The following is a 25,271-nucleotide window of genomic DNA, read 5'->3' on the forward strand; positions in this document are numbered from 1 at the left end:
GGTTGCATCAGTTTGCGCTTGCCTGTGCGATTTTCTTGAGTAACTTGGATCACCACGGCGCTGTGCATAGCTTGGGAGGAAGCCTGCATTGAGCGATTTGGCCCGCCAGCGACAGATCATCGAGCTTCTGCGCGACCGCCCGTTCGCGTCGGTGCGCGAATTGCAGGAACGTCTCGGCGTTTCGGCGGCCACGATACGGCGCGACATCGGCAAGATCGATGAACTGGGCACGGCGCGGAAAGTCTATGGCGGCATTTCGGCACTGGACGGCGCGCATCAGGTCGGCGCGGCGCTCGCCCGGCCCTATGACGAGAACCGCGACCTTGCCGTGGAAGCCAAGCTGCGCATCGCCGACCTGGCGGCCACGCTGGTGGAGGATGGCGACGCCATCATCGTCAATGGCGGCTCGACCTGTTTCCATCTCGGCGTGAAGCTTGCCGACCGCAGCATCCGCCTGTTCACCAATTCCATGCCGCTGGCCTCCTATCTGGGAGAGCACGGCAGTTGCAGCCTGTCGGTGGCGGGCGGCGAACTGCATCGCGAGCCGCGCGTACTCTATTCGCCGCAAAAATCGCAGTTCTATGCCTCGAAGTTCTTCGTCGGCGCCCAGGGCATCGGGCCGGAGGGGTTGCAGGAATCCCATCCCCTCATGTCGCGCTCTATCATGGAGATGAGCCAGAATGCCGACCAGATCATCGTCCTGGCCGACAGCCGGAAATTCTCCATCCGCGCCCGCAACATCTCGCTGCCGCTGACGCGCATCGATACGCTGGTGACGGATGAAAAGCTGAGCGATGCCGCCGCGCGCATGCTGGAGAATGCCGGCGTCAGCCTGCGCATCGCATCGGCGCCGGAGGCCGGGCAGTGCCGGCCGGCGGGCAGGGAGGCGGTTCCATGAGCGGGTCGCAGGCACCGACCGGACCGCTCGCCGTCTTCGACCTCGGCAAGACGAATTCGAAGCTGTTCGTCTTTTCGACCGAGGGCGCGATGCTCGACGAGCGGCGCACGAAGCCGGTGTGGCGTCCGCATAAGGGCCGCTCGGTGCTGGACGACGAGCTTCTGTTCGACTGGATGGGCCGCGAACTGGCGGACGTGGTGGCGAAACACGGCGTGACGGGCCTGATCGTCTCCGCGCATGGCTGCACCTTCGCGCTGGTGCGCGGCACCGGGCAACTGCTGCATCCGGTCCTCGACTACGAGCAGGAGATCCCCGACCGGCTCGCCGCCGAGATCGACCCCATCCTGCCCGAGTTTTCGGAAACCTACGTGCCGTATCTGACCCTCGGCTTCTGCATGGCGCGCCACGTCTACTGGCTGCAGCGGGACGAGCCCGAGGCGTTTGCCGAAGCCGACGCCATCCTGTGCTATCCGCAATATTGGGGCTGGCGGTTCACCGGCCGGCAGGTCGGCGAATATTCCTATATCGGCGCGCACACGCAGATGTGGGCGCCGCTCGCAGGCGACTACAGCTCGTTGGTCGGCCGGTTGGGCTGGCGCGGCAAGCTTCCCGAAATCGTGCCCGCCGGCGTCGTGATCGGCCAAAAGCCCGTTCGTTTGGCCAATGGCGAGGAACGGAGCGTCGCCGTGCACAACGGCGTGCACGATTCCAACGCCGCGCTGGCCTATTACCGCATGACCGGGCTGGACGATTTCACCATCGTCTCGACCGGCACCTGGGTCATCATCATCAACCTGTCCTGCCCGCTGGAGGCGCTCGACCGGGAGCGCGACATGCTCTCCAACGTCACCGTCAAGGGCGAGCCGGCGCCTTCGCTGCGTTTCATGGGTGGGCGCGAATACGACCGTATCAGCGAAAACTGGAGCGAGCCCATCTCCCGCTCGGCGGTCGAGGCGGTCATCGCGCGCGGCGTCTTCGTGCTGCCGTCCTGGGCGCCCGACGGTCCGTTTCCGGAGATCGTCGGCGAGATCGTCGGCGGCGAGGTAGAAGGCGAGGAGCGGGCGGCGGCGGCAGCTCTCTACGTGGTGATGATGACCGACCTGTCGCTCGACCTGATCCGCTCCGAGAACAAGATCGTGGTCGACGGCGGGCTTGCCCGCATCGGCCTCTACACGGCGATGCTGGCGCAGCTTCGCCCGGCGCAACCCGTGCTGCGCAGCTCGATGAGCGAGGGGTCGGCGACCGGCGCGGCGGCGCTTGCCTTCGAGTCGCTCGGCCTGTCGCCGTTCAGGGACGAGACCGTAGCGGTGGCGGCCGAGAGCATCGCCGGGCTCGAAACCTATCGGGACAAATGGCGCGAACTGGCCAACGCCGCCCGCAGCAAGGCCCGGCAAGCCACCGGGCGGGGGCAGGGCACATGAGCGAGACAATCCCCTTCGTCGCCTTGTCCGGCATCTCGAAAGCCTTTTCGAGCGTGAAGGTGCTGAAGGACGTCAGCTTCGACGTGCGCGCTGGCGAAATCCACGCGCTGCTCGGCGAAAACGGCGCCGGCAAATCCACGCTCATCAAGATCCTGTCGGGCCTCTACACGCCCGATGCCGGCACCATCGTCATCGACGGCAAGGAGATGAAGTTCGCCTCCACCCGCGATGCGACGGCCGCCGGCATCGCCACCGTCTACCAGGAACTTCTGCTGTTTCCCGAGCTGTCGGTGGCCGAGAACGTGTTCCTGGGCAATTACCCGCGCACCGCCTCCGGCATCATCGACTGGGCCGAGGTACGCCGGCGCACGCGCGACCTGCTCGATTCGCTCGAGACCTACGATCTCGATGTCGACACCAAGGTACTGTCGCTGTCGGTCGCCCAGCGCCAGCGCGTCGAGATCGCCAAGGCGCTGTCGAAGAATGCGCGCGTGCTGATCATGGACGAGCCGACCGCCTCGCTGGTCGATTCCGACGTCCAACAACTGATGACGGTGATCCGCCAACTGCGCGACCGGGGTGTCGGCATCGTCTATGTCAGCCACCGCATGTCCGAAATCTTCGCGCTGGCCGATCGGGTGACGGTGCTGCGCGACGGCGCCTTCGTGGCGACGGAGGACATCGGCGCGGTCGACGAGGCACGGCTCGTCTCGCTGATGGTCGGCCGCCCCATCGAGAGCCTGTTCCCCAAGGCCGAGGTGCCGATCGGCGAGACGGTGCTGGAGGTGAGGAACCTCAATCGCGGCCGCCAGGTGCGCGACATTTCCTTCGCCCTGCGCAAGGGCGAAATCCTGGGCGTCGCCGGACTGGTCGGCTCCGGCCGCACCGAACTGGCGCTGGCGCTGTTCGGCATGACGCCGGCGACCTCCGGTGAAATCCGCATCGACGGCAAGCCGGCCTCGATCCGCTCGCCGCTGCAGGCGCGCGATCTCGGCATCGCCTATGTGCCGGAGGATCGCGGACTCCAGGGGCTGGTGAAGCCGATGGCGATCCGCAAGAACGTGACCATGGCGACGCTGGAGGAGGTGTCGAGCGGCATCTTCATCAAGGCGCGGGCGGAAGCCTCGCGCGCGCTGGCCGCGGTCAGGCGGCTCGCCATCCGGTGCCGCCACATCGACCAGCCGGTGGGCGAGCTTTCGGGCGGCAACCAGCAGAAGGTGGTGATCGCCAAATGGCTGGAAACCGCGCCGCGCGTGCTGATCCTGGATGAGCCGACGCGCGGCGTCGATGTCGGGGCCAAGTCCGAGATCCACGCCATCATGGGCGAACTGGTCGCGCAGGGCGTGGCCATATTGATGATTTCCAGCGAACTGCCGGAGGTGGTGGGCATGAGCGACCGGGTGCTGGTGATGAGTGGCGGCAGCGTCACCGAGGTGCTTGACCGGGCCGACGCCACACCCGAGCGGCTCGGCGCGGCGATGACCGCCTATGTCGACACGCCCTCTGTCGCGGGAGGCCGGTGATGGCGTTGACGGGTGTGGAACTGCCGCCGGTGCGGCCGCGCACAAGCGCCCGGCCAAGCGCGCTGCGGCGGCTGATGGCCGACTACGGGCAGGAGATCGTGGTGTTCGCCGCCATCGTCGCGCTGTTTGTCGTCGTCACCATGGTCAATCCGCGCTTCATCAGCGCCAATAACCTGACCTCGATCTTTTCCGGCAACGCCTATATCGCGGTGGCGGCCATCGGCATGTCGATGGTCATCGTCACCGGCAATATCGACGTTTCGGTCGGGGCGCTGATCGGCGTGCTGGCGACCATTTCGGGCACGCTGGCGGTCGCCGGCTACCCGGTCTGGGTGGCCTGGTTCGTGCCCGTGCTGGTCGGCATGGCGATCAACGGGCTGATCGGCATCCTCGTCGCCTATGGCCGCATCCCGTCGATCGTGGTGACGCTGGGCGCGCTTTCCATCCTGCGCGGCGGGCTCATCAGCGTCACCGGCGGCACCTGGATCTCCAACCTGCCGCCGGAATTCCTGATCGCGCAGAAGCGGTTTTTCGACATCCCCTTTCCGCTCATCACCATGGTGGTGCTGACGCTTCTGGCCGCATTATGGATGCGCTATTTCCCCTACGGTCGCTCGCTCTATGCGCTGGGCGGCAATCCGGAGGCGGCGGTGGCCAGCGGCATCCCGGCCGAGCGGCGGGTGGTGGCGGTCTTCGTCATCCACGGCTTCTTCGCCGGGCTCGCGACCATCCTGTTCGCCACCCAGCTGCAGGTGATCCAGTCCACCGTGCCGCCCAATCTCGAACTCACCATCATCACCGCCTCCGTCATCGGCGGCGTGTCGATCATGGGCGGCAGCGGCACGGTGATCGGCTCGACGCTGGCGGCGATCCTGTTCGCCACGATCGGCTCGGCGCTGATCTTCGTCAACGTCTCGGCCTACTGGCTGCGCGCCGTCATCGGCCTGCTCATCCTGGCGACGGTGCTGGCCGACATGCTGCGCCGCGGGCGCGCGTGAGGGCCGGCCGATGACGCTTCGCTCCCTCATCCGCCACGAAACGCTGCTGGCGCTGCTGCTGGTGCTGGCGCTGGTCGTGCTTTCCTTCCAGTCGGATCGCTTCTTCACCGTCGCCAACCTGTTGAACCAAGGCCGGCTGATGACCGAGACCGGGCTGATCGCCATCGCCATGACCTTCATCATCGCGACCGGCGGCATCGACCTTTCGGTCGGCTCCATCCTCGGCCTCGCGGCCATCATGACCGGCGTGTTCTGGCACAATCTCGGCCTGCCGCTGCCGGTCGCGGCGCTGGCTGCCATCGCCGTCGGCACGCTGGCCGGCCTCGGCAACGGGCTGATCATCACCCGCTTCCGGGTGCCGCCGCTGATCGCCACGCTGGCGACGCTGGCGCTCTATCGCGGGCTGGCGGAAGGCATCAGCCAGGCGCGCTCGGTGCGTGGATATCCCGACTGGTTCTACGTGCTGGGGCAGGGCGAGGTGCTGGGCGTGCCGACGCAGCTGTGGGTGCTGCTGGTCGTCGCCGTCGTCGCCTCCATCATCCTGGCCTATACGCGCTGGGGCCGTACCGTCTACGCCATCGGCTCCAACGAGGTCGCGGCGCGCTTTTCCGGCCTTTCGGTCGAGAAGACCAAGCTTCTGCTCTACACTGCCTCCGGCTTCACCTCGGCCCTTGCGGCGGTGATCTTCGTCTCGCGCGTCTCGACTACCCGCTCCGACATGGGCACGGGCATCGAGCTCGACGCCATCACCGCCGTGGTGCTGGGCGGCGCCTCCATCTTCGGCGGGCGCGGCACCATCCTCGGCACCGTGATCGGGCTTTGCCTGATCCAGGCGCTCAAGAACGGCCTGTCCCTGGCCGGTATCACCGGCGACGGCACCATCATGCTGATCGGCGCGGTACTGATCCTGGCGATCCTCGCCAGCAATCTCTTCGAGAGGAGCGGCACTCGATAATCAGGAGCATGTCGTCGTTCACTGCCGCTCTGAAGTGACCGCACGATAGTGGAGGAAGAAATGGGTAGGATAGTTCTCTCGACGCTCATGGCGTTGTCGTTCACGACCAGCCTGAGCTTTGCCGCTTCGCCCTGGACGGGCGGCGACGACTTGCCGACCAATCCGCTGGCCTGCGACGCCACGCCGGCGACCGCCACGGCCAAGCCCTATGATGGCGGCGAGCCGACCAACGCGCCCGACCGCAACGGCAAGACCTTGAAAGTGGTCGACGTGCCGAAGCTGGTCGGCATCGGCTATTTCAACGCCACCTCCAAGGGCATCGCCGATGCCGCCAAGGAGATGGGCAACATGGACGCCAAGACCGACGGTCCGAGCAAGGCCAATATCGATGACCAGATCACGCTGATCGACAACTACATCACCAGCGGCGTGGACGGCATCCTGTTCGCCGCCAACGATCCGGTGGCGATCTCGCCGGTGCTGAAGAAGGCGCTGGCCGCAGGCATCAACGTCGTCGGCTACGATGCGAACTCCCAGCCCGATGCGCGGCAGTGGTTCGTCAACCAGGCCGAATTCAACGGCATCGCCAAGGCGATGATGGATTCCATGGCCGCCGAGATCGGCAAGGACGGCTCCTTCGCCATCGTCACCTCGACCTTCACCACGCCCAACCAGGCGCGCTGGATCTCGGAGATGCAGGCCTACCAGGAAAAGTGCCATCCCGACATGAAGTGGCTGGAGACGGTCGAGGCGCAGGAAGACAACATCCTGTCCTTCAACCAGTCCAACACGCTCATCAACAAGTATGGCGACGACCTCAAGGGCATCTTCGGCATGACGTCGGTGGCGACGCCGGCCGCGGCCGAGGCGGTGACGCAGGCCAAGAAATGCGGCAGCATCGCCGTCGTCGGCCTCGCCACCCCGAACGCCATGAAGCCCTATGTCGATGCCGGCTGCGTGAAGTCGGTGGTGCTGTGGAACCCGGTCGATCTCGGCTATGCGGCGGCCTATGTGCTGCGCGCCACCGCCGACGGCGACCTGAAGCCGGGCGACACCTCGGTCAAGGCGGGCAAGCTCGGCGAGCTGCAGGTCATCAACGGTTCGGAAATCCTGCTCGGCGCGCCGACCGTGTTCACCAAGGACAACATCAACGACTTCGATTTCTGATCGACGCCGACAGCGGGAAGGCGCACCGTTGCGCCTTCCCGCTCCTTTGACGACAGGGAGAAGCCCAATGGAATGCATGATCGACGAGGACGTCGTAGCGGCCAGTAACGAGGCGCGCGAGGCCGCCCTGCGCGCCGACTACGCCACGCTCGGCGAGCAACTGGCCCGGCGCAACGTCGATATCGGCGCGACGCTGGACAAGGTCCGGGCGTTCCGCGTCGCCATTCCGTCCTGGGGCGTGGGGACCGGCGGCACGCGCTTTGCCCGCTTTCCCGGCCCCGGCGAGCCACGCGACATTTTCGACAAGATCGAGGATTGCGCCGTCATCCAGCAACTGACGCAGGCAACCCCCAGCGTCTCGCTGCACATCCCTTGGGACAAGGCCGATCCGCAGCGCCTGAAACAGGCGGCGTCCCGTTTCGGCCTCGGCTTCGATGCGATGAACTCCAACACGTTTTCGGACGCGGAGGGCCAGAAGAATTCCTACAAGTTCGGCTCGCTTTCCCACGCCGACGCCGCCACGCGCCGGCAGGCCGTCGAGCATAATGTGGAATGCATCGAGATCGGCAAGGAGTTGGGCTCCAAGGCCTTGACGGTGTGGGTCGGCGACGGCTCCAACTTTCCCGGCCAGGTGAATTTCGCCCGCGCCTTCGAGCGCTATCTGGAGTCGGCGCGGGAGATTTATGAGGCGCTGCCGCCCGACTGGCGGCTGTTCACCGAACACAAGATGTACGAGCCGGCCTTTTATTCGACGGTGATACAGGACTGGGGCACCAGCTACCTCGCCGCGAAGGAACTCGGCGACCGGGCCTATTGCCTGGTCGACCTCGGCCACCATGCGCCCAACGTGAACATCGAGATGATCGTGTCGCGGCTCATCCAGTTCGGCAAGCTGGGCGGCTTCCATTTCAACGACAGCAAGTATGGCGACGACGATCTCGATGCCGGCGCGATCGACCCCTACCGCCTGTTCCTGATCTTCAACGAACTCGTAGACGCCGAACTGTCCGGCGCGAAGGACTTCAACCCCGCCCATATGCTCGACCAGAATCACAATGTGACGGACCCGATCGAGAGCCTGATGCTGTCGGCGGCGGAAGTGCAGCGCGCCTATGCGCAGGCGCTGCTGGTGGACCGCAAGGCGCTGGAAGGCTTCCAGGAAGACAACGACGCGCTGATGGCCACGCAGACACTGAAGGTCGCGTTTCGCACCGATGTCGAGCCGATCCTGGCCATGGCGCGCCTGGCCGATGGCGGCGCCATCGACCCGGTCGCCGCCTATCGCGCCAGCGGCTACCGCAGGAAGGTGGCGGGCGAGCGCCCCGCCGTGGCGGCGAGCGGCGGCGGCATCGTTTGAACACGGTTTGGAGGCAGGAAAAGCCATGAGCGACCAGCAGGCCCTGCGCGCGGAGATGGTGAACATCTGCCGGCGCATGAATTCGAGCGGCATCAACCAGGGCACGGCGGGCAATTTGTCGGTGCGGCTGGCCAAGGGCTTCCTGATCACGCCGTCGGGGCTTCCCTGCGATACGATGACGCCGCAGGACATCGTGGAGATGGATTTCGACGGTACCTATGTCGGGCGTCGGCCGTCGTCGGAATGGCGCTTCCATCGCGACATCCTGAAAGCGCGCGACGACGTGGACGTCGTCCTGCATTGCCATTCGATCTATGCCACGACGCTCGCCTGCCATCACAGGTCGATCCCGAGCTTCCACTACATGACGGGCGTTGCCGGCGGCACCGACATCCGCTGCGCGCAATACGCCACCTTCGGAACGCAGGCGCTGTCCGACAATGCGCTGGTGGCGCTGAAGGACCGCAAGGCGTGCCTGCTCGGCCAGCACGGCCAGATTTCGCTTGGCAAGACGATGGAGACCGCGCTGTGGCTCGCCATCGAGGTGGAATCGCTGTCGCGCATGTATGTGCAGGCGCTGACGCTGGGCGAGCCGCCGGTGCTGTCGGACGAGGAGATGGCCCGCGTGCTGGAGCAGATGCGGCGCATGAGCTACGGCCTCGGCCCCGAGGCGGAAGGCTCCAACGACGTGCCCCGTCCGCGCACCGCGCGGTAGCCGCCGACCGACCTGCCGCTTTCTTTATCTCGCCTCCCGTTGGCCGGATTGAACCCTTGGCGCTCGACGCATGAGGGGCGCGGCGAATTTGAAGCCTGCCGGTTCCCGGACTCTCCGGAAATCGCGTGCCATCCTGGTGGCGCGGCGCCAATGGATTCCACACAGGCTTCCCGACCGTGCGACCCGATGCACTTGACATTTTTTGCAGCACATGAAAAACTTTTCACAGTAAGGCATGGATCGCAGGGTGGGCGACAGGCCCGCAATGCTGGCGCGGATGGAGGGGACGTGGCAGGCGGCAACGGCTTCCACAGGGATGACGGCACAGGCATGGCGACGCGCGCCGCCTGGTTGCACTATGCCGCCGGGCTGACGCAGGCTGAGGTCGCCAAGCGGCTCGGTCTCACCTCGCTCAAGGCCCACCGTCTCATCATGAAGGCCAACCACGACGGGTTGGTGAAGGTCTATATCGACGGCGAAGTGTCGGAATGCGTGAAGCTGGAGCAGGACCTGCATTCTCGCTACGGCCTTGATTATTGCCAGGTCGTGCCGGACTTCGATCCGGACGAACTTCCCCTCAAGGCGCTCGGCATCGGCGGCGCGCAGTTCCTGAAACGCGAGATCGAACGCGGCGACGAGATGCTGATCGGCGTCGGCCATGGGCGCACGCTCGCCGCCTGCGTCGAATACCTGCCGCGCACCACCACCAGCGGCGTGCGCTTCGTCTCGCTGCTTGGCGGCCTGACGCGCAAGTTCTCCGCCAATCCGCACGACGTGATCCACCGGCTGGCCGAGCGCACCGGCGCGGAAGCCTATTTCATGCCGGTCCCCTTCTTCGCCAACTCGGTCGAGGATCGCAACATCCTGTTCAGCCAGCGCGGCGTTCGCGAGGTGTTCGACCTGGCCGCCGGCGCGGACCTGCTCATCGTCGGCATCGGCACCGCCCAGATGGAAGCCTCGCTGGTCGCCACCGGCATGATCGAGCGCAGCGAGATCGAGGAGGCCAGGCGGGCCGGCGCCGTCGGCGAGGTGCTCGGCCATTTCTTCGACAAGGCAGGCCGCCCGGTCGACACGCCGATGTCGGAACGCACCTTCACGCTCGGCCGCGAACAGCTCGCCGGCCGCCGCATCGTCGCGGTGGCAGGCGGCCGGGTGAAGCTCGACGCGATGCGGGCGGTGCTTGCGAGCGGCTTGTTGAACGGCCTCATCACCGACGAGACGACGGCGCTGGCGCTGGCGGCGGGCGAGGACGATGGAGACCCCGTCGGGGCAGGACGCGTGCGCGCCCGCTCCAACGGACGTGACGCCGGTTCGGGTAGCCGGCACAGAGACTGAGAACGCACCAACTACCCGTAACGGAGGAGTAGAAATGTACGATAGAGAAAAGGACCTGATCGGCGCGTTCATGCGCGGGCAGATGGGGCGGCGCGAGTTGCTGAAGGGCATCGGCGCCTTGGGCATGACGGCAGCGAGCGCCGGCACGCTCTACAACATGATGATGACCAACGCGCTGGCGGCGGACTTCGACTGGAAGGCGCACCAGGGCAAGTCGTTGAAGCTGCTGCTCAACAAGCACCCCTATGCCGACGCCATGATCGCCAACCTCAAGGCGTTCAAGGACCTGACCGGCATCGAGGTCACCTACGACGTGTTCCCCGAGGACGTCTATTTCGACAAGGTGACGGCGGCGCTGTCGTCGAGCTCGTCGGAATACGACGCCTTCATGACCGGCGCCTACATGACCTGGACCTACGGCCCCGCCGGCTGGGTCACCGACCTCAACGAATGGATCAACGATCCGGCCAAGACCAACCCGAACTATGCATGGGACGACTTCCTGCCGGGCGTGCGCAGCTCCTGCGCCTGGAACGGCCAGCCGGGCGGCGCGCTCGGTTCGGCGGACGCCAAGCAGTGGTGTATCCCGTGGGCGTTCGAGCAGAACAACATCACCTATAACCGGGCGATGTTCGACAAGGCGGGCGTCTCGATCCCGAAGAACTTCGACGACATGATCGAGGTGGCCGCCAAGCTGCAGAAGGACGTGTCCGGCATCTACGGCATCGGCCTGCGCGGCTCGCGTTCCTGGGCGACGATCCACCCGGGTTTCCTGTCGGGCTATGCCAACTTCAACGAGAAGGACCTCAACGTCTCCGCGGACGGCAAGCTGTCGGCGGCGATGAACACGGCCGGCTCCAAGGCCTATCACGAGAAGTTCGTCAAGCTGGTTCGCGAAAGCGGCCCCAAGGACTGGTCGACCTATACCTGGTACCAGGTCGGCACCGACCTCGGCGCCGGCGCCTCGGCCATGATCTACGATGCCGACTGCCTCGGCTACTTCATGAACGGCGGCGACAACAAGATGGCGGGCGAACTGGGCTTCGCCAACTTCATCGCCAATCCCGATGCCAAGCAGTCAACGCCGAACATCTGGATCTGGGCGCTGGCCATGTCCAACTTCTCCAAGGACAAGGACGCCACCTGGTACTTCATGCAGTGGGCCTCCGGCCTGGAGCATGCGCTGTTCGGCGCCGTCGAAATGGACTTCGTCGATCCGGTCCGCCAGACGGTGTGGAAGGACGAAGCCTTCCGCGACAAGCTCAAGAACAAGTACCAGGGCTTCGTGGACATGTTCGATGCCGCCGCTCCCGGCGCCTCGATCAAGTTCACCGCGCAGCCGCTGTTCTTCGACGTCACCACCGAATGGGCGGCGACCCTGCAGAAGATGGTCGCGAACGAAGTGCCGGTGGACGAAGGCCTCGACAAGCTGGCCGAGAGCATCGACCGCCAGTTCAAGGAAGCAGGCCTGGGCTGAGGCCAGGCCAGGGCAGGGGTCCGGCCGCGCCGGGCCCCTGCGTCCCAAACCACCGAACCGGCCGGACCGGACGCATGGCCCTGCGCCATCGCGCCAGCCGGTGCGGTTTGCAACACCCGAACGAGAACTCGTCATGGCGTCAGCGGAAAAACTCAGGACCGGCCGGTCCGGATTCCGGATCAGCAAGAAAGCGCTGCCTTATGTGCTGAGCCTGCCGGCGCTGCTGGTCTGTATCGGCATTCTCATCCCCTTCTTCGCCGCGCTGGTCTATTCGCTGCAGCGCTACCGGCTGTCGCAGCCATGGGCGCGCAAGTTCAACTGGGGCGAGAACTACCTCAACCTGGTCACCGACCAGGCCTTCTGGAACACGCTCAAGGTATCGCTGCTTTATGCCGGCCTGACGGTGGTTCTCGAACTGCTGCTCGGCCTTGCCATCGCGCTGCTGCTGCAACGCCGCACGGCGGTCAACAACTTCATCTCCATCATGCTGCTGTTGCCGCTGATGATCGCGCCCGCGCTGGCGGCGCTGATGTGGAAGCTGATGACGAACCCCGGCTTCGGCGTGCTTTCCTATCTGGCGAGCCTCGTCGGCTTGCAGGACTTCCGCTGGGCCTCCTCGCCCTCGACCGCGCTGCTGACCGTGGTGCTGGTGGATATCTGGGTCTACACGCCCTTCATCATGATCCTGCTGCTGGCCGGCCTGCGCTCGCTGCCGACCCAGCCCTTCGAGGCGGCGGCGCTCGACGGCGTGCCGCGCCTGTTCGTCTTCTTCCGCATCACGCTGCCGATGCTGACGCCCTACATCCTGACGGCGACGCTGTTCCGCCTGCTCGATTCCATCCAGCAGTTCGACATCATCTACGCCATGACCCAGGGTGGCCCCGGCAATACGCTGACGGTGTTCCAGGTCGAGGCCTATCTGAACTTCTTCCAGTCGACCAATGTCGGCCGCTCGGCCGCGCTGTTGATCATCCTGTGGGCGATCACCTTCTTCCTGTCCAACATCTTCATCAAGAACTGGCTGCGGCTGCGCGAACGCGCACGCAGCGAGGCGTGAGGGCCGAGTCATGGAAACAGTCTCCCCCCTGGAAAAGGCCCTTCGGGCGCTGGCGCTGACGCTGGTGGTCGTTTTCTTCATGTTCCCGATCGTCTGGATCTTCCTGATGTCGTTCCAGACGAACGAGACGATCCTGCGCATCCCGCCGACCGTGATCTTCGAGCCGACGCTGTCCAACTATACGGCGCTGATCACCGGCAAGCTGACCACGGCGGCCGGCACGCTCGACATCGCCTTCATGAAGAACCTCGCCAACTCGGTCTTCCTGTCGGTGACGTCGGTGGCGCTGTCGCTGGTGCTGGGCGTGCCGGCGGCCTATGCCTTCGCACGCCACAAGTTCCGCGGCTCCGAGGACATCGCCTTCACGCTCTTGTCCTTCCGCTTCGCGCCGCCGCTTCTGGTGCTGCTGCCGCTGACCCAGTATTTCCAGTGGATGGGCCTGGCCAATACCTATATCGGCCTGATCTGGGTCTACCAGCTCATCTGCCTGCCGCTCATCCTGTGGATCGTGCGCGGCTATTTCGAGGATATCTCGGCTGACGTCGAATATGCCTATCGCATCGCCGGGCATTCCTGGTTCGCGACCTTCCGCAAGATCGCGCTGCCGCTTGCCGGCCCGGGCATCGCCGCTGCCGGGCTGCTCGCCTTCATCTTTGCCTGGAACAATTTCATCTTCGCCCTGGTGCTGGCCTCGGCCGACAAGCAGCCGGTGACGGTGGGCGCGCTCGCCTTCGTCACCTCCTCGGGCATCCAGTACGGCCAGATCGCGGCGGCGATCGTGCTGTCCGTCACGCCGACGCTCGCACTGGCACTTTATGCCCAGCGCTACCTCGTCGAAGGTCTGTCGCTTGGCGCGGTGAAGGGGTAACGCCATGACCACGCTGCAACTGCAAAACATCGTCAAGCGCTTCAAGAGCCATACGGTCCTCGACGACCTTTCGCTCGAAGTGGCGAGCGGCGAGACGCTGGTGCTGTTCGGCCCCTCCGGTGCCGGCAAGTCGGTGCTGCTGCGCCTCGTCGCCGGCGTCATCGAGCCCGACAAGGGCAACGTCCTGATTGACGGCGAGGACATGAGCGATGTCGAACCCGAACATCGCGGCATCGGCATGGCCTTCCAGAACTTCGCGCTGTTCCCGCACATGGACGCCTTCCAGAACATCGCCACGCCGCTCGAAGCCTCCCGCTCCTCGGCCGACAAGATCAAGGAAGGGGTGGCCCGCGTGGCGAAGCTCCTGCGCATCGACCATGTGCTGACGCATCGACCCAAGGCGCTGTCCAACGGCCAGAAGCAGCGCACGGCGCTCGCCCGCGCGCTGGTCGGCTCGCCTCCGCTTCTGCTGCTGGACGATCCGCTGCGCAATGTCGACGCCAAGCTGCGCTTCGAGATGCGGCTCGAACTGCCGCGCCTGCTTGCAGCGCAAGGGGCGACGGTCGTCTACGTGACGCAGGACTACAAGGAAGCCATGGCGCTTGGCGACCGCATCGCGGTGATGGCGGCCGGCCGCATCCGCCAGGTCGGCACGCCGGAAGAAATCTACGACGCGCCCGCCTTCATCGAAATCGCCAGGCTGTTCGGCGACCCAACCATCAACCTCCTGGACGTCGCGCCGACAGCGGCGGCCGGCGGCGTGGCGGTCGAGCTTTCCGGTGTGCGAATCCCGCTTCCGGGCATACCGGCTGCCGAGGCCGTCGGCCGCGATTGCCTTATCGGGCTGCGGCCGGAATCGCTTGCCTTCGTCGCGGCCGGAACGGCGGGGGCGATCCCCGTCACCATCGAGGCCGAGACGCCGCTCAACGAAAAGACGGTGTCGCTGGTGCTGACCACCGACGGCCGCGAGGTGCTGGTGTCGCGGCCGGCCGGCACGCCGGCGCCGGCATCCGGCCCGGCCCACATTGCCGTCGACGGAACGAACGCGCTCCTGTTCGACAAGGAGACGGGCAGGCGCATCGCACGCATGGGCGAAGACGCCGGCGAACGGGGAGAGGCGGCATGAGCGGCGCGGCACTTCAGATCACCGGCGTCGACAAGTTCTACGGCGCCGTCGACCGCGGCGTCCACGCCGTCAAGAACCTGTCGATCAATATCGAAAAGGGCGAGATCATCGCGCTGCTCGGCTCGTCCGGCTGCGGCAAGACTTCGACGCTGCGCATGATCGCCGGCTTCGAGGAGGTCTCGCGCGGGCGCATCGCGATCGACGGGCGCGAGGTGCATATGCTGCCGCCGGTCAAGCGCAACGTCGCCATGGCCTTCGAGGGCTATTCGCTCTATCCGCCGCTGACGGTGCGCGAAAACATCGCCTTTGCGCTCAAGGCGTCGAAGCTGCCGCAGGCGAAAGTCGATGAAAAGGTCGGCGACATCGCGCGGCTGCTGGAGATCGAGGACATCCTCGACCGCTATCCCAGTTCGATTTCCGGCGGCCAGCAGCAGCGCGCCTCGCTCGGCCGGGCGCTGGTGCGCGACGCGGCTCTGCACTTGCTCGACGAGCCGATGGGCCAGTTGGAGCCGCGGCTGCGCGCGGTGCTGCGCGGGCGCATCAAGCACTACATCAAGGAGCGCGGCCTGACCGCGATCCTCGTCACGCACGACCAGACGGAAGCCAACGCCCTTGCCGACCGCATCGCGGTGATGGAGGGCGGCGTGCTGCTGCAGTTCGATACGCCGCAGACGATCAAGCAGCGTCCGGCGAACCTGTTCACCGGCGCTTTCGTCGGCGAGCCGCCGATGAACGTCTTTGCCGCGACGGTGGACTTTGAGGGTGACGGCGTCGTCTTCGGCCTCGATCAGGGCGTGCAGCTCAGATATGCGGCCGGCGAGTTCTCGCCTGCCGTCCTCGGCGAGTTGCGCGGGCGCGGCAAGGTGATGCTGGGCATCCGCCCCTATGCCGTGCGCCGCGCCGAGCGCGGCGTCGCCGCGAAGGTTGCGGTCAACCAGTGGCTCGGGGACCAGACGCAGATCGCCACGGATTTCGCCGGCGGCACCATGGTGCTGGTCGAGCACGACCGGGTGCGCCTCGCCCCCGGCGAGGAGATCGGCCTGAAGCTTGACGCCGGCGCGCTCCATGTCTTCGACGCCGAGAGCGGCCAGGCGCTCAGCCATGGGCCGGAGCTTGCCTGAAATGCGGGATCTGCTCATCGGCATAGACGCGGGCACTTCCGTCATCAAATCCGTCGCCTTCGACCTGAAGGGGCGCCAGCTTGCCGCTGCGGCGATACCCAACAGCTACGAGACGATCGGGCGCACCGGCGCGGTGCAGGATATGGCGCGCACCTGGGCCGATACGGCACGCACGCTGTCCGACCTTGCCGGCAAGATCGACAACCTCGCGTCGCGCGTGGCGGCCATCGCCGTCACCGCGCAGGGCGACGGCACCTGGCTCATCGACCGGGTCGGCGAGCCGGTCGGCAAGGGCTGGCTGTGGCTCGATGCCCGCGCCGGCGACATCGTGACGAGGCTGCGAGGCGAGACCGGCGACGCCGAGCGCTTCCGCCATACCGGCTCCGGCCTCGCCGCCTGCCAGCAGGGGCCGCAGTTGCGCTGGATGCTGGAGCATGCGCCGGAAATGATGCACGGCGCGGTGACCGGTTTCCACTGCAAGGACTGGCTCTATTTCAAGCTGACCGGCAAGCGCGCGACCGATCCGTCCGAGGCCTGTTTCACCTTCGGCGATTTCAGCGAGCGCCGCTACAGCGACGAGGTCATCGATTTCCTCGGGCTTGCGCCGCACAAGGGCCTTTTCCCCGAGATCGTCGACGGGGCGACGACGTATCACCCGCTTAGCGACAGCGCCGCGGCGCTCACCGGCCTCACCGCCGGCACGCCTGTGGTGCTCGGCTATGTCGACGTGGCCTGCACCGCGCTCGGCGCCGGGCTCTACGACCTGGAAACGGAGACGGGCTGCTCGGTCATCGGCTCCACGGGCATGCACATGCGGCTGGCGCGCGGGGCCGACGACGTGCGCCTTACCGAGGACCGCACCGGCTACACGATGTGCATGCCTGTGCCCGGCATCTATTCGCAGATGCAGTCGAACATGGCGGCGACGCTCAATGTCGACTGGATCCTGGCTGTCGCCGGCGGGTTGCTCAAAAGCGTCGGCGTGGAGCGCTCGAAAGCCGACCTGCTCGGCCATGTCGAGGGCTGGCTGGCGGAGGCGAAGGAGCGGCCGCCGCTCTTCCATCCCTATATTTCAGAGGCCGGCGAGCGCGGCCCCTTCGTGGACGCGACGGCGCGCGCTTCCTTCCTCGGCCTCAGCACGTCGAACGGTTTCGCCGACATGGTGAGGGCGGTCTTCGACGGGCTCGCGCTCGCCGCGCGCGATTGCTACCTCGCCATGGGGCCGCTGCCGCGCCAGGTGCGGCTCACCGGCGGTGCGGCGCGCAGCACTTCGCTGCGGCGCATCCTCGCCGGCGCTCTCGGCGCCGATATCCAGACCACGGAGCGCGAAGAGGCGGGAGCGGCGGGCGCCGCCATGATCGCTGCCGTGTCGCTCGGCCTCTATGGTTCGATGGACGAGTGCGCGAAGGAATGGGTGACGCCGTGCCTGCGCGCTTCGGAGCCGGCCGATGCAACGCTCTCTCGGCATTTCGATAGCGTTTTCCCCGCCTACAAGGCCTCGCGCGAGGCGCTGTCTCCCTTATGGGAAACGATTACAGGACAACAGGACAAGCTGCCATGACGACGAAGAAGATTGCCATTGCCGGCGACCGTTTCATGCTGCCGCAGGTCTTTGCCGACAAGCTGGCGGCGGCGTGCGGCGACGGGCACGACATCCGCCTTCTGGAACTGCCCTGGCCGGACGTGCCGATGGAGCACGGCTATGCGGTCGAGGGCATGGACGGGCTGAAGGAATATCTCGGCTCCGCCGACGAGATCGTCGACTTCATCGGCGACGCCGAGATTTTCGTCACCCAGCTGGCGCCGCTGTCGCGGGCCATGTTCGCCCGCCTGCCGGCGCTGCGGCTGGTGGCGGTGTCGCGCGGCGGCCCGGTCAATATCGACATGGCGGCGGCCCGCGAGGCCGGCGTCACCGTCGTCAACACGCCCGGCCGCAATGCCGGGGCGGTGGCCGAGTTCACCATCGGCGCGATCCTGGCCGAAACCCGCCTCATCCGCACCGGCCATGAATCGCTGCGCAAGGGCGAATGGCGCGGCGATCTCTACCGTGCCGACAGGACCGGCCGCGAGCTGCGCGAAATGACGGTGGGTGTCGTCGGCTACGGCAATATCGGCACGCGGGTGGTGCGGCTGCTGCGCGCCTTCGGCGCCAAGGTCCTCGTCCACGATCCCTATGTCCAGCTTTCGGCCGAGGATCGCAACGACGGCGTCGAGCTTGTCGCGCTGGACGATCTTCTGGGGCGAGCCGACATCGTCACGCTGCATCCGCGCGTCAGCGAGGAGACGCGCCACATGATGAACGCCGAGACCTTCGCAAAGATGAAGCCGGGCGCGCTGTTCGTGAACACCGCGCGCGGGCCGCTGTGCGACTACGACGCGCTCTATGCGGCGCTGACCGAAGGCCAGCTCGGCGGGGCGATGCTGGAGACCTTCGGCATCGAGCCGGTGCCGGCCGACTGGCCGCTGCTGCAACTGCCCAACGTGACGCTGACGCCGCATATCGCGGGCGCCTCGGTGCGCACCGTGACCTATGCCGCCGAAATGGCGGCCGAGGAAGTGCGCCGCTACATCGCCGGTCTGCCGCCGGTCAATCCCTGCTGACCCCTGTTTTTCGAGGAAACGAAATGAGTGAAACCGCCATCCGCCAGTCGATCATCGATCACTGCTGCGCCATGAACGCCTCCGGCCTCAACCAGGGCACGTCGGGCAACATCAGCGTACGCCAGGGCGGGCGCATGCTGATCACGCCGTCCGGCATTCCCTATGACAAGACGACGCCCGACATGATCGCGTCGCTGTCGCTCGATAGCGACGGCGCCTATGAGGGACCGAAGAAGCCGTCCGTGGAATGGCGCTTCCATCTCGACATCATGAAGTCGCGGCCGGATGTCGGCGCGGTGGTGCATACCCACTCCATGTATGCGACTACGCTCGCCATCGCCCGCAAGCCGATCCCCGCCTGCCACTACATGATCGCGATGTTCGGCGGCGACGACGTACGCGTCGCCGATTACGCCCGCTACGGCACGCCGGAACTTTCGCGCAACGTGCTGGCGGCCATGGAAGGGCGCAGCGCCTGCCTGCTCGCCAATCACGGCATGATCGCCACCGGCCCCACCCTGGAAAAGGCCATGGCGGCGGCGGTCGAGCTGGAGACGATTTCCCGGCAATACTTCAATTCGCTGTTGATCGGCGGCCCGGTGCTGCTTGACCAGGAAGAAATCGCCGGCGTCATCAAGGGCTTTGCCAGCTACGGCCGGCAGGACGACGAGAAGGCGGCCTGAGCAAGGTCTGGCGACGGAGAAGCAAAGTGACGGCGCAGTCCTCCCCCATCTACGACCTGCTCGTCATCGGCGGCGGTGTGAACGGCGCCGGCATCGCACGCGATGCCGCCGGCCGGGGGCTTTCGGTGCTGCTGTGCGAGAAGGGCGATCTCGCCGAAGGCACCAGTTCGCGCTCGGGCAAGCTGGTGCATGGCGGGCTGCGCTATCTCGAGCACTATGAGTTCCGGCTGGTGCGCGAGGCGCTAATCGAGCGCGAGGTGCTGCTGAAGGCCGCGCCGCACATCATCTGGCCGATGCGGTTCGTGCTGCCGCACAACCCGGCGGACCGGCCGGCCTGGCTGGTCCGGCTCGGCCTGTTTCTCTACGACCATCTCGGCGGCCGCCAGCGCCTTCCCGGCACGCGCGTGCTCGACCTCGCCACCACGCTGGAAGGCGCGCCGATCGCCCGGCAATACCGCAAGGCCTTCGAATATTCCGACTGCTGGGTGGATGACGCCCGCCTCGTGGTCCTCAATGCGCTGGACGCGGCGGCGAAAGGCGCGGAGGTCGCCGTGCGCACCGCCTGTTCCGCCGTGCGCCGCGAGGGCGCGCTGTGGAGCGTCGAACTCACCGACGCCGTCAGCGGCACCACGCGCACCGTGCAGGCGCGCTGCCTGGTCAACACGGCCGGGCCTTGGGTCAACGACGTGATCGACCGCGTCGCCGGCCTGCGCTCGAACCGGCATGTGCGCCTCGTCAAGGGCAGCCATATCGTCGTGCCGAAGTTCTGGGAGGGCAGGCAGGCCTATCTGGTGCAGAACCCGGACAAGCGCGTCATCTTCATCAATCCCTACCAGAACGACCTCGCCCTCATCGGCACCACCGACATTCCCTATGACGGCCGGCCGGAGGATGTCGCCATCGACGGCGACGAGATCGCCTATCTGCTGAAATCGGTGAACCGCTATTTCAAGCGGCAGCTGGCGGCCAGCGACATCGTGCACGCCTTTTCCGGCGTGCGGCCGCTCTATGACGACCATTCCGCCAATCCGAGCGCGGTGACGCGCGACTATATCTTCGAGATCGACACCGGGGAGCAGGGTGGGCAGGCTCCCCTGCTTTCAGTGTTCGGCGGCAAGATCACGACATTCCGCAAGCTTTCCGAACATGCGCTGGAAAAGCTCAAGCCGTTCTTCCCGGCGATGGGGCCGGGCTGGACCGGCAAGGCGACGCTTCCCGGCGGCGACATGCCGGAGGCGGATTTCGACCTGTTCCTCGGGGAACTGCATGCGCGCTATCGCTGGCTTCCGGCGGCGCTGGCGAAGCATTATGCGAGGCTCTACGGCACACGCGCCCATGCGCTTTTGGGGGACGCGGCCTCGACGGACGACCTCGGCTCCGCCTTCGGTCCGCGCCTTTACGCCCGCGAGGCGGAATTCCTTGTCGCCACCGAATGGGCGCTTACCGCCGAGGATATCCTGGAGCGGCGCACCAAGCACGGCCTCTACATGAGCGAGGCCGAAAAGGCGGCCTTCGCCCAGTGGCTCGAAGGCCCGGCAACGACGACACGAAAGACGGCATGATGACGCGCAGCCCCGAATATGACGCCCTTCTTTCCCTGTCGGCCCGCGTCGGCGCCGATCCGGCGCTGGTGCAGGGCGCGGGCGGCAACACTTCCATCAAGGAGGAGGGCACGTTGTGGATCAAGGCCTCCGGCCTGTGGCTGCGCGCTGCGCTGGCGCGCGAGCTGATGGTGCCGGTGGCGCTGGAGCCGCTGCTCGACGCGCTGCGGCGCGGCGATCCGTCGACGGAGAAGCCGCAAGCCTTTGTGATGGACGACAGGAATCCCAGCGGGCTGCGGCCGTCCATCGAAACCACGATGCATGCGCTGCTTGCGCCGAAGGTGGTGGTGCATGTCCATTGCGTCGACACCATCGCCCATGCCGTGCAGGTGGATGGCGAAGCGCTGGTCGCCGAGCGCCTTGCCGGCCTGCCTTATGCCTTCGTGCCCTATGCGCGCCCCGGCCTGCCCCTGACGCAGGCGATCATGCGCCGCATCGATGCGGGCACCCGCATCCTCGTTCTCGGCAATCACGGGCTGACGGTTGCGGGCGAGGCAGTGGCCGACGCCGAGGCCCTGCTGGCCAAAGTGCGCCGCCGCCTGGCCCTGGCCGCGCGGGCTTTCGTTGCGCCGGACCTCGGGTCGCTGGAACGGCTCGCCGTCGGCAGCGCCTATCGTCTGCCCTCCGATCCGGCGGTCCATGGCGTTGCCACCGACGCCGTCTCCTGCCGCCATGCCGGCGGCGGCAGCCTCTATCCCGACCATGTCATCTTTCTCGGCGAGGGTTCGGTGATCGCGCAGCCGGGCGAAAGCGCGCTCGACGTCGAGCGGCGCTTCGGCGCGGCCGGCCTGCCGCTGCCGCCCACCATCCTTTTCCCCGGCAAGGGCGTGCTCGTTTCCACGACGATAAGCGAAGGCGCACTGGCCATGGCGCGCTGCCTGTCCGACGTGACCGCCCGCCTCCCGGAAACGGCACGGCTACGCTACTTCACCGATCCGGAGAATGCCGAACTGCTCGGCTGGGACGCCGAAAAATACCGGCAGGCGCTGAACGCCTCCCTGAACGGAAAGCGGCAGTAAGCGCCAGGTAAAGCGAGGCGCTCGCTGGCTATCCGGGCGGGTGCCGTGGTATGCGGCCTCGAAACAGAGACCGTGATCATGACCCCTGCCATCCACCCCGCCCTTGCCTCATCCCTCGAGGCGAGGGGATACGCCCAGTTGACTCCGGTCCAGATGGAGATGGCGAGCGGGCATCACGGCGATGCCGACCTTCTGGTGTCGGCGCAGACCGGGTCGGGCAAGACCGTCGCCTTCGGAATCGCGATCGCCTCGACGCTGCTCGGCGATGCCGACCAGTTCGAGACGGCCGGGCGGCCGCTCGGGCTGGTCATCGCGCCGACGCGCGAACTCGCGATCCAGGTGCAGCGCGAACTCGACTGGCTCTACGCGGCGGCGAAGATCGAGACCACGACCTGTGTCGGCGGCATGGACATGCGCAAGGAGCGCCGGGCGCTGGAACGCGGCGCCCATCTCGTCGTCGGCACGCCGGGGCGCCTGCGCGACCACATCACCAAGGGCGCGCTCGACCTCGGGGCGATCCGCGCCGTGGTGCTCGACGAGGCCGACGAAATGCTGGACCTCGGCTTTCGCGAGGACCTCGAATTCATCCTCGGCGCGGCTCCCCGCCAGCGCCGGACGCTGCTGTTTTCGGCTACGGTGCCGCGCGGCATCGCCGAACTCGCCAAGGATTTTCAGAAGGACGCGGTGCGCATCGCCGTATCCGCTTCCACAGAGCAGCATGCCGACATCGAGTACCAGATGATGCTGGTGCGGCGCGACGAGCGCGAACATGCCGTCATCAATGCGTTGCTCGACACCGACAGCACGAGCGCCCTGGTGTTCTGCCATACGCGCGAGGCGGTGCGGCATCTGACGGCGCGGCTCGCCAATCGTGGATTCTCGGTCGTTTCGCTGTCGGGCGAGATGGCGCAGTCGGAACGCTCGAACGCGCTGCAATCCATGCGCGACGGCCGCGCGCATGTCTGCGTGGCGACCGACGTCGCGGCGCGCGGCATCGACCTGCCGCACCTCGACCTCGTGATCCATGCGGATGTGCCGTCCAATCCCGCGACGCTGCTCCACCGTTCCGGCCGAACGGGCCGCGCGGGGCGCAAGGGCGTCTGCGTTCTCATCGTTCCCGAAAACAGGCGAGGTGCCGCGCAGCGCGTGCTGGCGCTGGCCAAACTGGCGGCGACCGTGCGCGCCGCGCCCGGCATTGCGGAGATCGAGAAACGCAATCACGGGCAAATCCTCGATGCCGTTCTCTCGACCGCCGAGCCGGACGAGGCGGAAGCGACGTTCGTGGCCGAACTGCTGGCGCAGGCAACGCCGCGGCGCATCGCCGCCGCCTTCCTGCGCCAGCAACTGGCCGCCCGTCCGGTGCCGGAGGACCTGCTGCCGTTGCCGGTGGCCGAGATGCAGGCGCGGAAGCCCAGGCGCGACAAGTGGGCCGAGAACGATCATGGCCCGATGGCTGCGCGCGAATCGCGTAAGCCGGACATGGAGGGCGGCGTCTGGTTCACGCTGTCGCTCGGCCGAGCGCAGCGTGCCGACCCGAAATGGCTGCTGCCGATGATCTGCAAGGCCGGCGGCGTCTCGAAGCGCGACGTCGGCTCGATCCGGATCGACGACAGGGAAACGCGCTTCGAGATCGCCGCCGACAAGGCGGCCGGTTTCGCGGAGCAGATCGGCCGGCCGGGCAGCGTCGAACGAGGGATCGTCATCGCCCCGGCGGGAGAGGCGTGGGGAGCGCCGCGGCGCTCAAAGCCGAAATTCGACAAGGGTGCGAAGCCGGGAAAGAAGCCGGCACATCGGGGGAAAAGCTCGGCCGGCGATCACGCCCGCAAGCCCAAGGAAAGGAAGCGCCCGAAATAAAGGGCGCGAGCCTTATATCCAGGCCTTGGTGCTGCGCGGCGTTGCCAGGAGCAGGCTCGTCTCGCTGCCGGTGATGCCGGGAATGAGGCGGATGCGGCGCAGCACCGCGTCAAACTCGGTGAGGCCCGCCGTGCCGAGTTCGACCACGAGGTCCCAGCGCCCGTTGGTGGTGTGGATGGTTGAAACCTCGGAGAAGCCGCCCAGCGCGCGCACCACCCGGTCGGCGGCGTGGCCCTCGATCTCGATCATCATGACGCCGCGTATCCGCTGGTCCACCGCATCGGCGCGCAGGATCACCGTGTAGCCGACGATGTCGCCCGATTTCTCCAGCCGCTCCATGCGCGCCTTGACCGTGGCTCGGGAGACGCCGAGGTCGACCGCAAGGTCGGAAACGCTGCGGCGGGCATTGTGGCGAAGCAGCGCGATCAGTTTCTGGTCCAGGGCGTCCATCCTGCCATAATGGCAGGATTGCTTATCATTTTGCAAGAATTGCCGTTCGAATAGACAAAATCATGCGTTCAAATCGGCATCGCTCCGTGGTCGATTATCCCCGGCATGACGGGGATCGAAACGATGCGATGCAGGATAATCGGGGCGCCGGTGCAGGAGGGAAACTCCTATCCCGGCTGTGACATGGGGCCGAGCAGCCTGCGGGCCGCCGGCATCGTATCGACGCTGCGGCAACTGGGGCACGACGTCGAGGATCTCGGCGTCGTCGTGCCTGGGCCGGCACGGCCGCAGGCGCATGGGAATGCGGCGGTGAAGGCGCTGCCGGAAATCTCGGCCTGGACGGCGGCGATCTCCGAGGCGGCCTTCAGGGCCAGCGACGAGGCGATGCCGATCTTTCTCGGCGGCGACCATTCCATGGCGGCGGGTACGCTCTCCGGCGTTGTCCAGCGCGCGGCCGAGCTGAAGCGGCCGCTGTTCGTGCTGTGGCTGGACGCGCATCCCGATTTCCACACGCTGGACACGACGGAAAGCGGCAATCTGCATGGCGTGCCGCTGGCCTATGCCACCGGCCTGCCAGGCTTCGAGGGCTATTTCCCGGAATTGGCTGCGACGGTCGATCCCAAGCATGTCTGCACGCTCGGTCTGCGCAGCGTCGATCCGGCCGAGCGCAGGGCGCTCAGCGAGGCCGGCGTCACCGTGCACGACATGCGCGCCATCGACGAGCACGGCATAGGCACGCTGCTCAGGGCCTTCCTCGACCGGGTGGCGAAGGCCAACGGCATGCTGCATGTCAGCCTCGACGTCGATTTCCTCGACCCTTCCATCGCGCCCGCCGTCGGCACCACCGTTCCCGGCGGCGCCACCTTCCGCGAGGCGCATCTGGCGATGGAGATGCTGAGCGACAGCGGGCTGGTCACCAGCCTCGACATCGTCGAGCTCAACCCCTTTCTCGACGAGCGCGGGCGAACCGCCATTCTGCTGGTTGACCTGGCGGCGAGCCTGATGGGTCGCCGCATCATGGATCGCCCGACAAGGAGTTTCTGAC

Annotated in this window: 22 protein-coding genes; 21 read left to right on the forward strand and 1 reads right to left on the reverse strand. The window is 66.6% G+C overall.

Annotated features, from left to right (window positions below; genetic code table 11):
- Positions 1 to 88 precede the first annotated feature (88 nt).
- The 20 genes from ACFOHJ_RS23890 to ACFOHJ_RS23985 all read left to right on the forward strand — a co-directional run bounded on the left by ACFOHJ_RS23890 (position 89) and on the right by ACFOHJ_RS23985 (position 23,776).
- Positions 89 to 898: a DeoR/GlpR family DNA-binding transcription regulator gene (locus ACFOHJ_RS23890; RefSeq protein ID WP_378225503.1), complete on the forward strand. Its 810-nt coding sequence runs from the start codon at positions 89 to 91 to the stop codon at positions 896 to 898.
- Positions 895 to 2,319, forward strand: coding sequence for an FGGY-family carbohydrate kinase (locus tag ACFOHJ_RS23895; RefSeq protein WP_378225504.1), 1,425 nt, complete (start codon positions 895 to 897; stop codon positions 2,317 to 2,319). The genes ACFOHJ_RS23890 and ACFOHJ_RS23895 overlap by 4 nt, the downstream gene beginning before the upstream one ends.
- Entirely contained in the window at positions 2,316 to 3,842 is a 1,527-nt protein-coding gene (locus ACFOHJ_RS23900) for a sugar ABC transporter ATP-binding protein (protein WP_378225506.1), read from the forward strand. The genes ACFOHJ_RS23895 and ACFOHJ_RS23900 overlap by 4 nt, the downstream gene beginning before the upstream one ends.
- Entirely contained in the window at positions 3,842 to 4,840 is a 999-nt protein-coding gene (locus ACFOHJ_RS23905; RefSeq protein ID WP_378225508.1) for an ABC transporter permease, read from the forward strand. The genes ACFOHJ_RS23900 and ACFOHJ_RS23905 overlap by 1 nt, the downstream gene beginning before the upstream one ends.
- 10 nt (positions 4,841 to 4,850) lie before the next feature.
- Positions 4,851 to 5,795: an ABC transporter permease gene (locus ACFOHJ_RS23910; protein ID WP_378225509.1), complete on the forward strand. Its 945-nt coding sequence runs from the start codon at positions 4,851 to 4,853 to the stop codon at positions 5,793 to 5,795.
- Between the two features lie 60 nt (positions 5,796 to 5,855).
- A complete protein-coding gene (locus ACFOHJ_RS23915) occupies positions 5,856 to 6,962 on the forward strand; it encodes an autoinducer 2 ABC transporter substrate-binding protein (protein ID WP_378225511.1) in 1,107 nt (368 codons plus the stop codon).
- Between the two features lie 67 nt (positions 6,963 to 7,029).
- Entirely contained in the window at positions 7,030 to 8,319 is a 1,290-nt protein-coding gene (gene rhaI / locus ACFOHJ_RS23920; protein ID WP_378225512.1) for an L-rhamnose catabolism isomerase, read from the forward strand.
- A 25-nt stretch (positions 8,320 to 8,344) separates the two neighbouring features.
- On the forward strand, positions 8,345 to 9,034 hold the full coding sequence (locus ACFOHJ_RS23925; RefSeq protein WP_378225514.1) for a class II aldolase/adducin family protein: 690 nt from the start codon (positions 8,345 to 8,347) through the stop codon (positions 9,032 to 9,034).
- Between the two features lie 330 nt (positions 9,035 to 9,364).
- The gene (locus ACFOHJ_RS23930) at positions 9,365 to 10,369 is read left to right on the forward strand and encodes a sugar-binding transcriptional regulator (protein ID WP_378225635.1); all 1,005 of its coding nucleotides are present in this window, start codon (positions 9,365 to 9,367) and stop codon (positions 10,367 to 10,369) included.
- Positions 10,370 to 10,403: 34 nt separating this feature from the next.
- A complete protein-coding gene (locus tag ACFOHJ_RS23935) occupies positions 10,404 to 11,846 on the forward strand; it encodes an ABC transporter substrate-binding protein (RefSeq protein ID WP_378225516.1) in 1,443 nt (480 codons plus the stop codon).
- 133 nt (positions 11,847 to 11,979) lie between these two features.
- Positions 11,980 to 12,903, forward strand: a complete 924-nt coding sequence (locus ACFOHJ_RS23940) for a carbohydrate ABC transporter permease (protein ID WP_378225518.1) — start codon at positions 11,980 to 11,982, stop codon at positions 12,901 to 12,903.
- A gap of 10 nt (positions 12,904 to 12,913) precedes the next feature.
- A complete protein-coding gene (locus ACFOHJ_RS23945) occupies positions 12,914 to 13,771 on the forward strand; it encodes a carbohydrate ABC transporter permease (RefSeq protein WP_378225520.1) in 858 nt (285 codons plus the stop codon).
- A 4-nt stretch (positions 13,772 to 13,775) separates the two neighbouring features.
- On the forward strand, positions 13,776 to 14,897 hold the full coding sequence (locus tag ACFOHJ_RS23950) for an ABC transporter ATP-binding protein (protein ID WP_378225521.1): 1,122 nt from the start codon (positions 13,776 to 13,778) through the stop codon (positions 14,895 to 14,897).
- Positions 14,894 to 16,018 (forward strand): ABC transporter ATP-binding protein, encoded by a 1,125-nt coding sequence (locus ACFOHJ_RS23955; protein WP_378225523.1) that lies wholly within the window; start codon positions 14,894 to 14,896, stop codon positions 16,016 to 16,018. Before ACFOHJ_RS23950 ends, ACFOHJ_RS23955 begins: the two co-directional genes overlap by 4 nt.
- A 1-nt stretch (position 16,019) precedes the next feature.
- On the forward strand, positions 16,020 to 17,579 hold the full coding sequence (locus ACFOHJ_RS23960) for an FGGY-family carbohydrate kinase (RefSeq protein WP_378225525.1): 1,560 nt from the start codon (positions 16,020 to 16,022) through the stop codon (positions 17,577 to 17,579).
- Positions 17,576 to 18,619, forward strand: a complete 1,044-nt coding sequence (locus ACFOHJ_RS23965) for a 2-hydroxyacid dehydrogenase (RefSeq protein WP_378225527.1) — start codon at positions 17,576 to 17,578, stop codon at positions 18,617 to 18,619. The genes ACFOHJ_RS23960 and ACFOHJ_RS23965 overlap by 4 nt, the downstream gene beginning before the upstream one ends.
- A 23-nt stretch (positions 18,620 to 18,642) precedes the next feature.
- Complete coding sequence (locus tag ACFOHJ_RS23970) at positions 18,643 to 19,302, forward strand: class II aldolase/adducin family protein (protein ID WP_378225529.1); 660 nt, start codon at positions 18,643 to 18,645, stop codon at positions 19,300 to 19,302.
- A gap of 26 nt (positions 19,303 to 19,328) precedes the next feature.
- Positions 19,329 to 20,864, forward strand: coding sequence for a glycerol-3-phosphate dehydrogenase (locus ACFOHJ_RS23975; protein ID WP_378225530.1), 1,536 nt, complete (start codon positions 19,329 to 19,331; stop codon positions 20,862 to 20,864).
- The gene (locus ACFOHJ_RS23980) at positions 20,864 to 21,922 is read left to right on the forward strand and encodes a class II aldolase/adducin family protein (protein ID WP_378225636.1); all 1,059 of its coding nucleotides are present in this window, start codon (positions 20,864 to 20,866) and stop codon (positions 21,920 to 21,922) included. The genes ACFOHJ_RS23975 and ACFOHJ_RS23980 overlap by 1 nt, the downstream gene beginning before the upstream one ends.
- A gap of 72 nt (positions 21,923 to 21,994) precedes the next feature.
- Entirely contained in the window at positions 21,995 to 23,776 is a 1,782-nt protein-coding gene (locus ACFOHJ_RS23985; protein ID WP_378225532.1) for a DEAD/DEAH box helicase, read from the forward strand.
- Between the two features lie 12 nt (positions 23,777 to 23,788).
- On the opposite strand, the gene ACFOHJ_RS23990 is transcribed toward ACFOHJ_RS23985, so the two are convergent.
- Positions 23,789 to 24,226, reverse strand: a complete 438-nt coding sequence (locus ACFOHJ_RS23990; RefSeq protein ID WP_378225638.1) for an Lrp/AsnC family transcriptional regulator — start codon at positions 24,224 to 24,226, stop codon at positions 23,789 to 23,791.
- A 123-nt stretch (positions 24,227 to 24,349) separates the two neighbouring features.
- Between ACFOHJ_RS23990 and rocF the strand changes: the two genes are divergently transcribed.
- Positions 24,350 to 25,270 (forward strand): arginase, encoded by a 921-nt coding sequence (rocF, locus tag ACFOHJ_RS23995; RefSeq protein ID WP_378225534.1) that lies wholly within the window; start codon positions 24,350 to 24,352, stop codon positions 25,268 to 25,270.
- Position 25,271 lies beyond the last annotated feature (1 nt).

Origin of the sequence: Aquamicrobium soli (assembly GCF_042646345.1) — a bacterium.
Classification (GTDB): Bacteria; Pseudomonadota; Alphaproteobacteria; order Rhizobiales; family Rhizobiaceae; genus Mesorhizobium; species Mesorhizobium soli_A.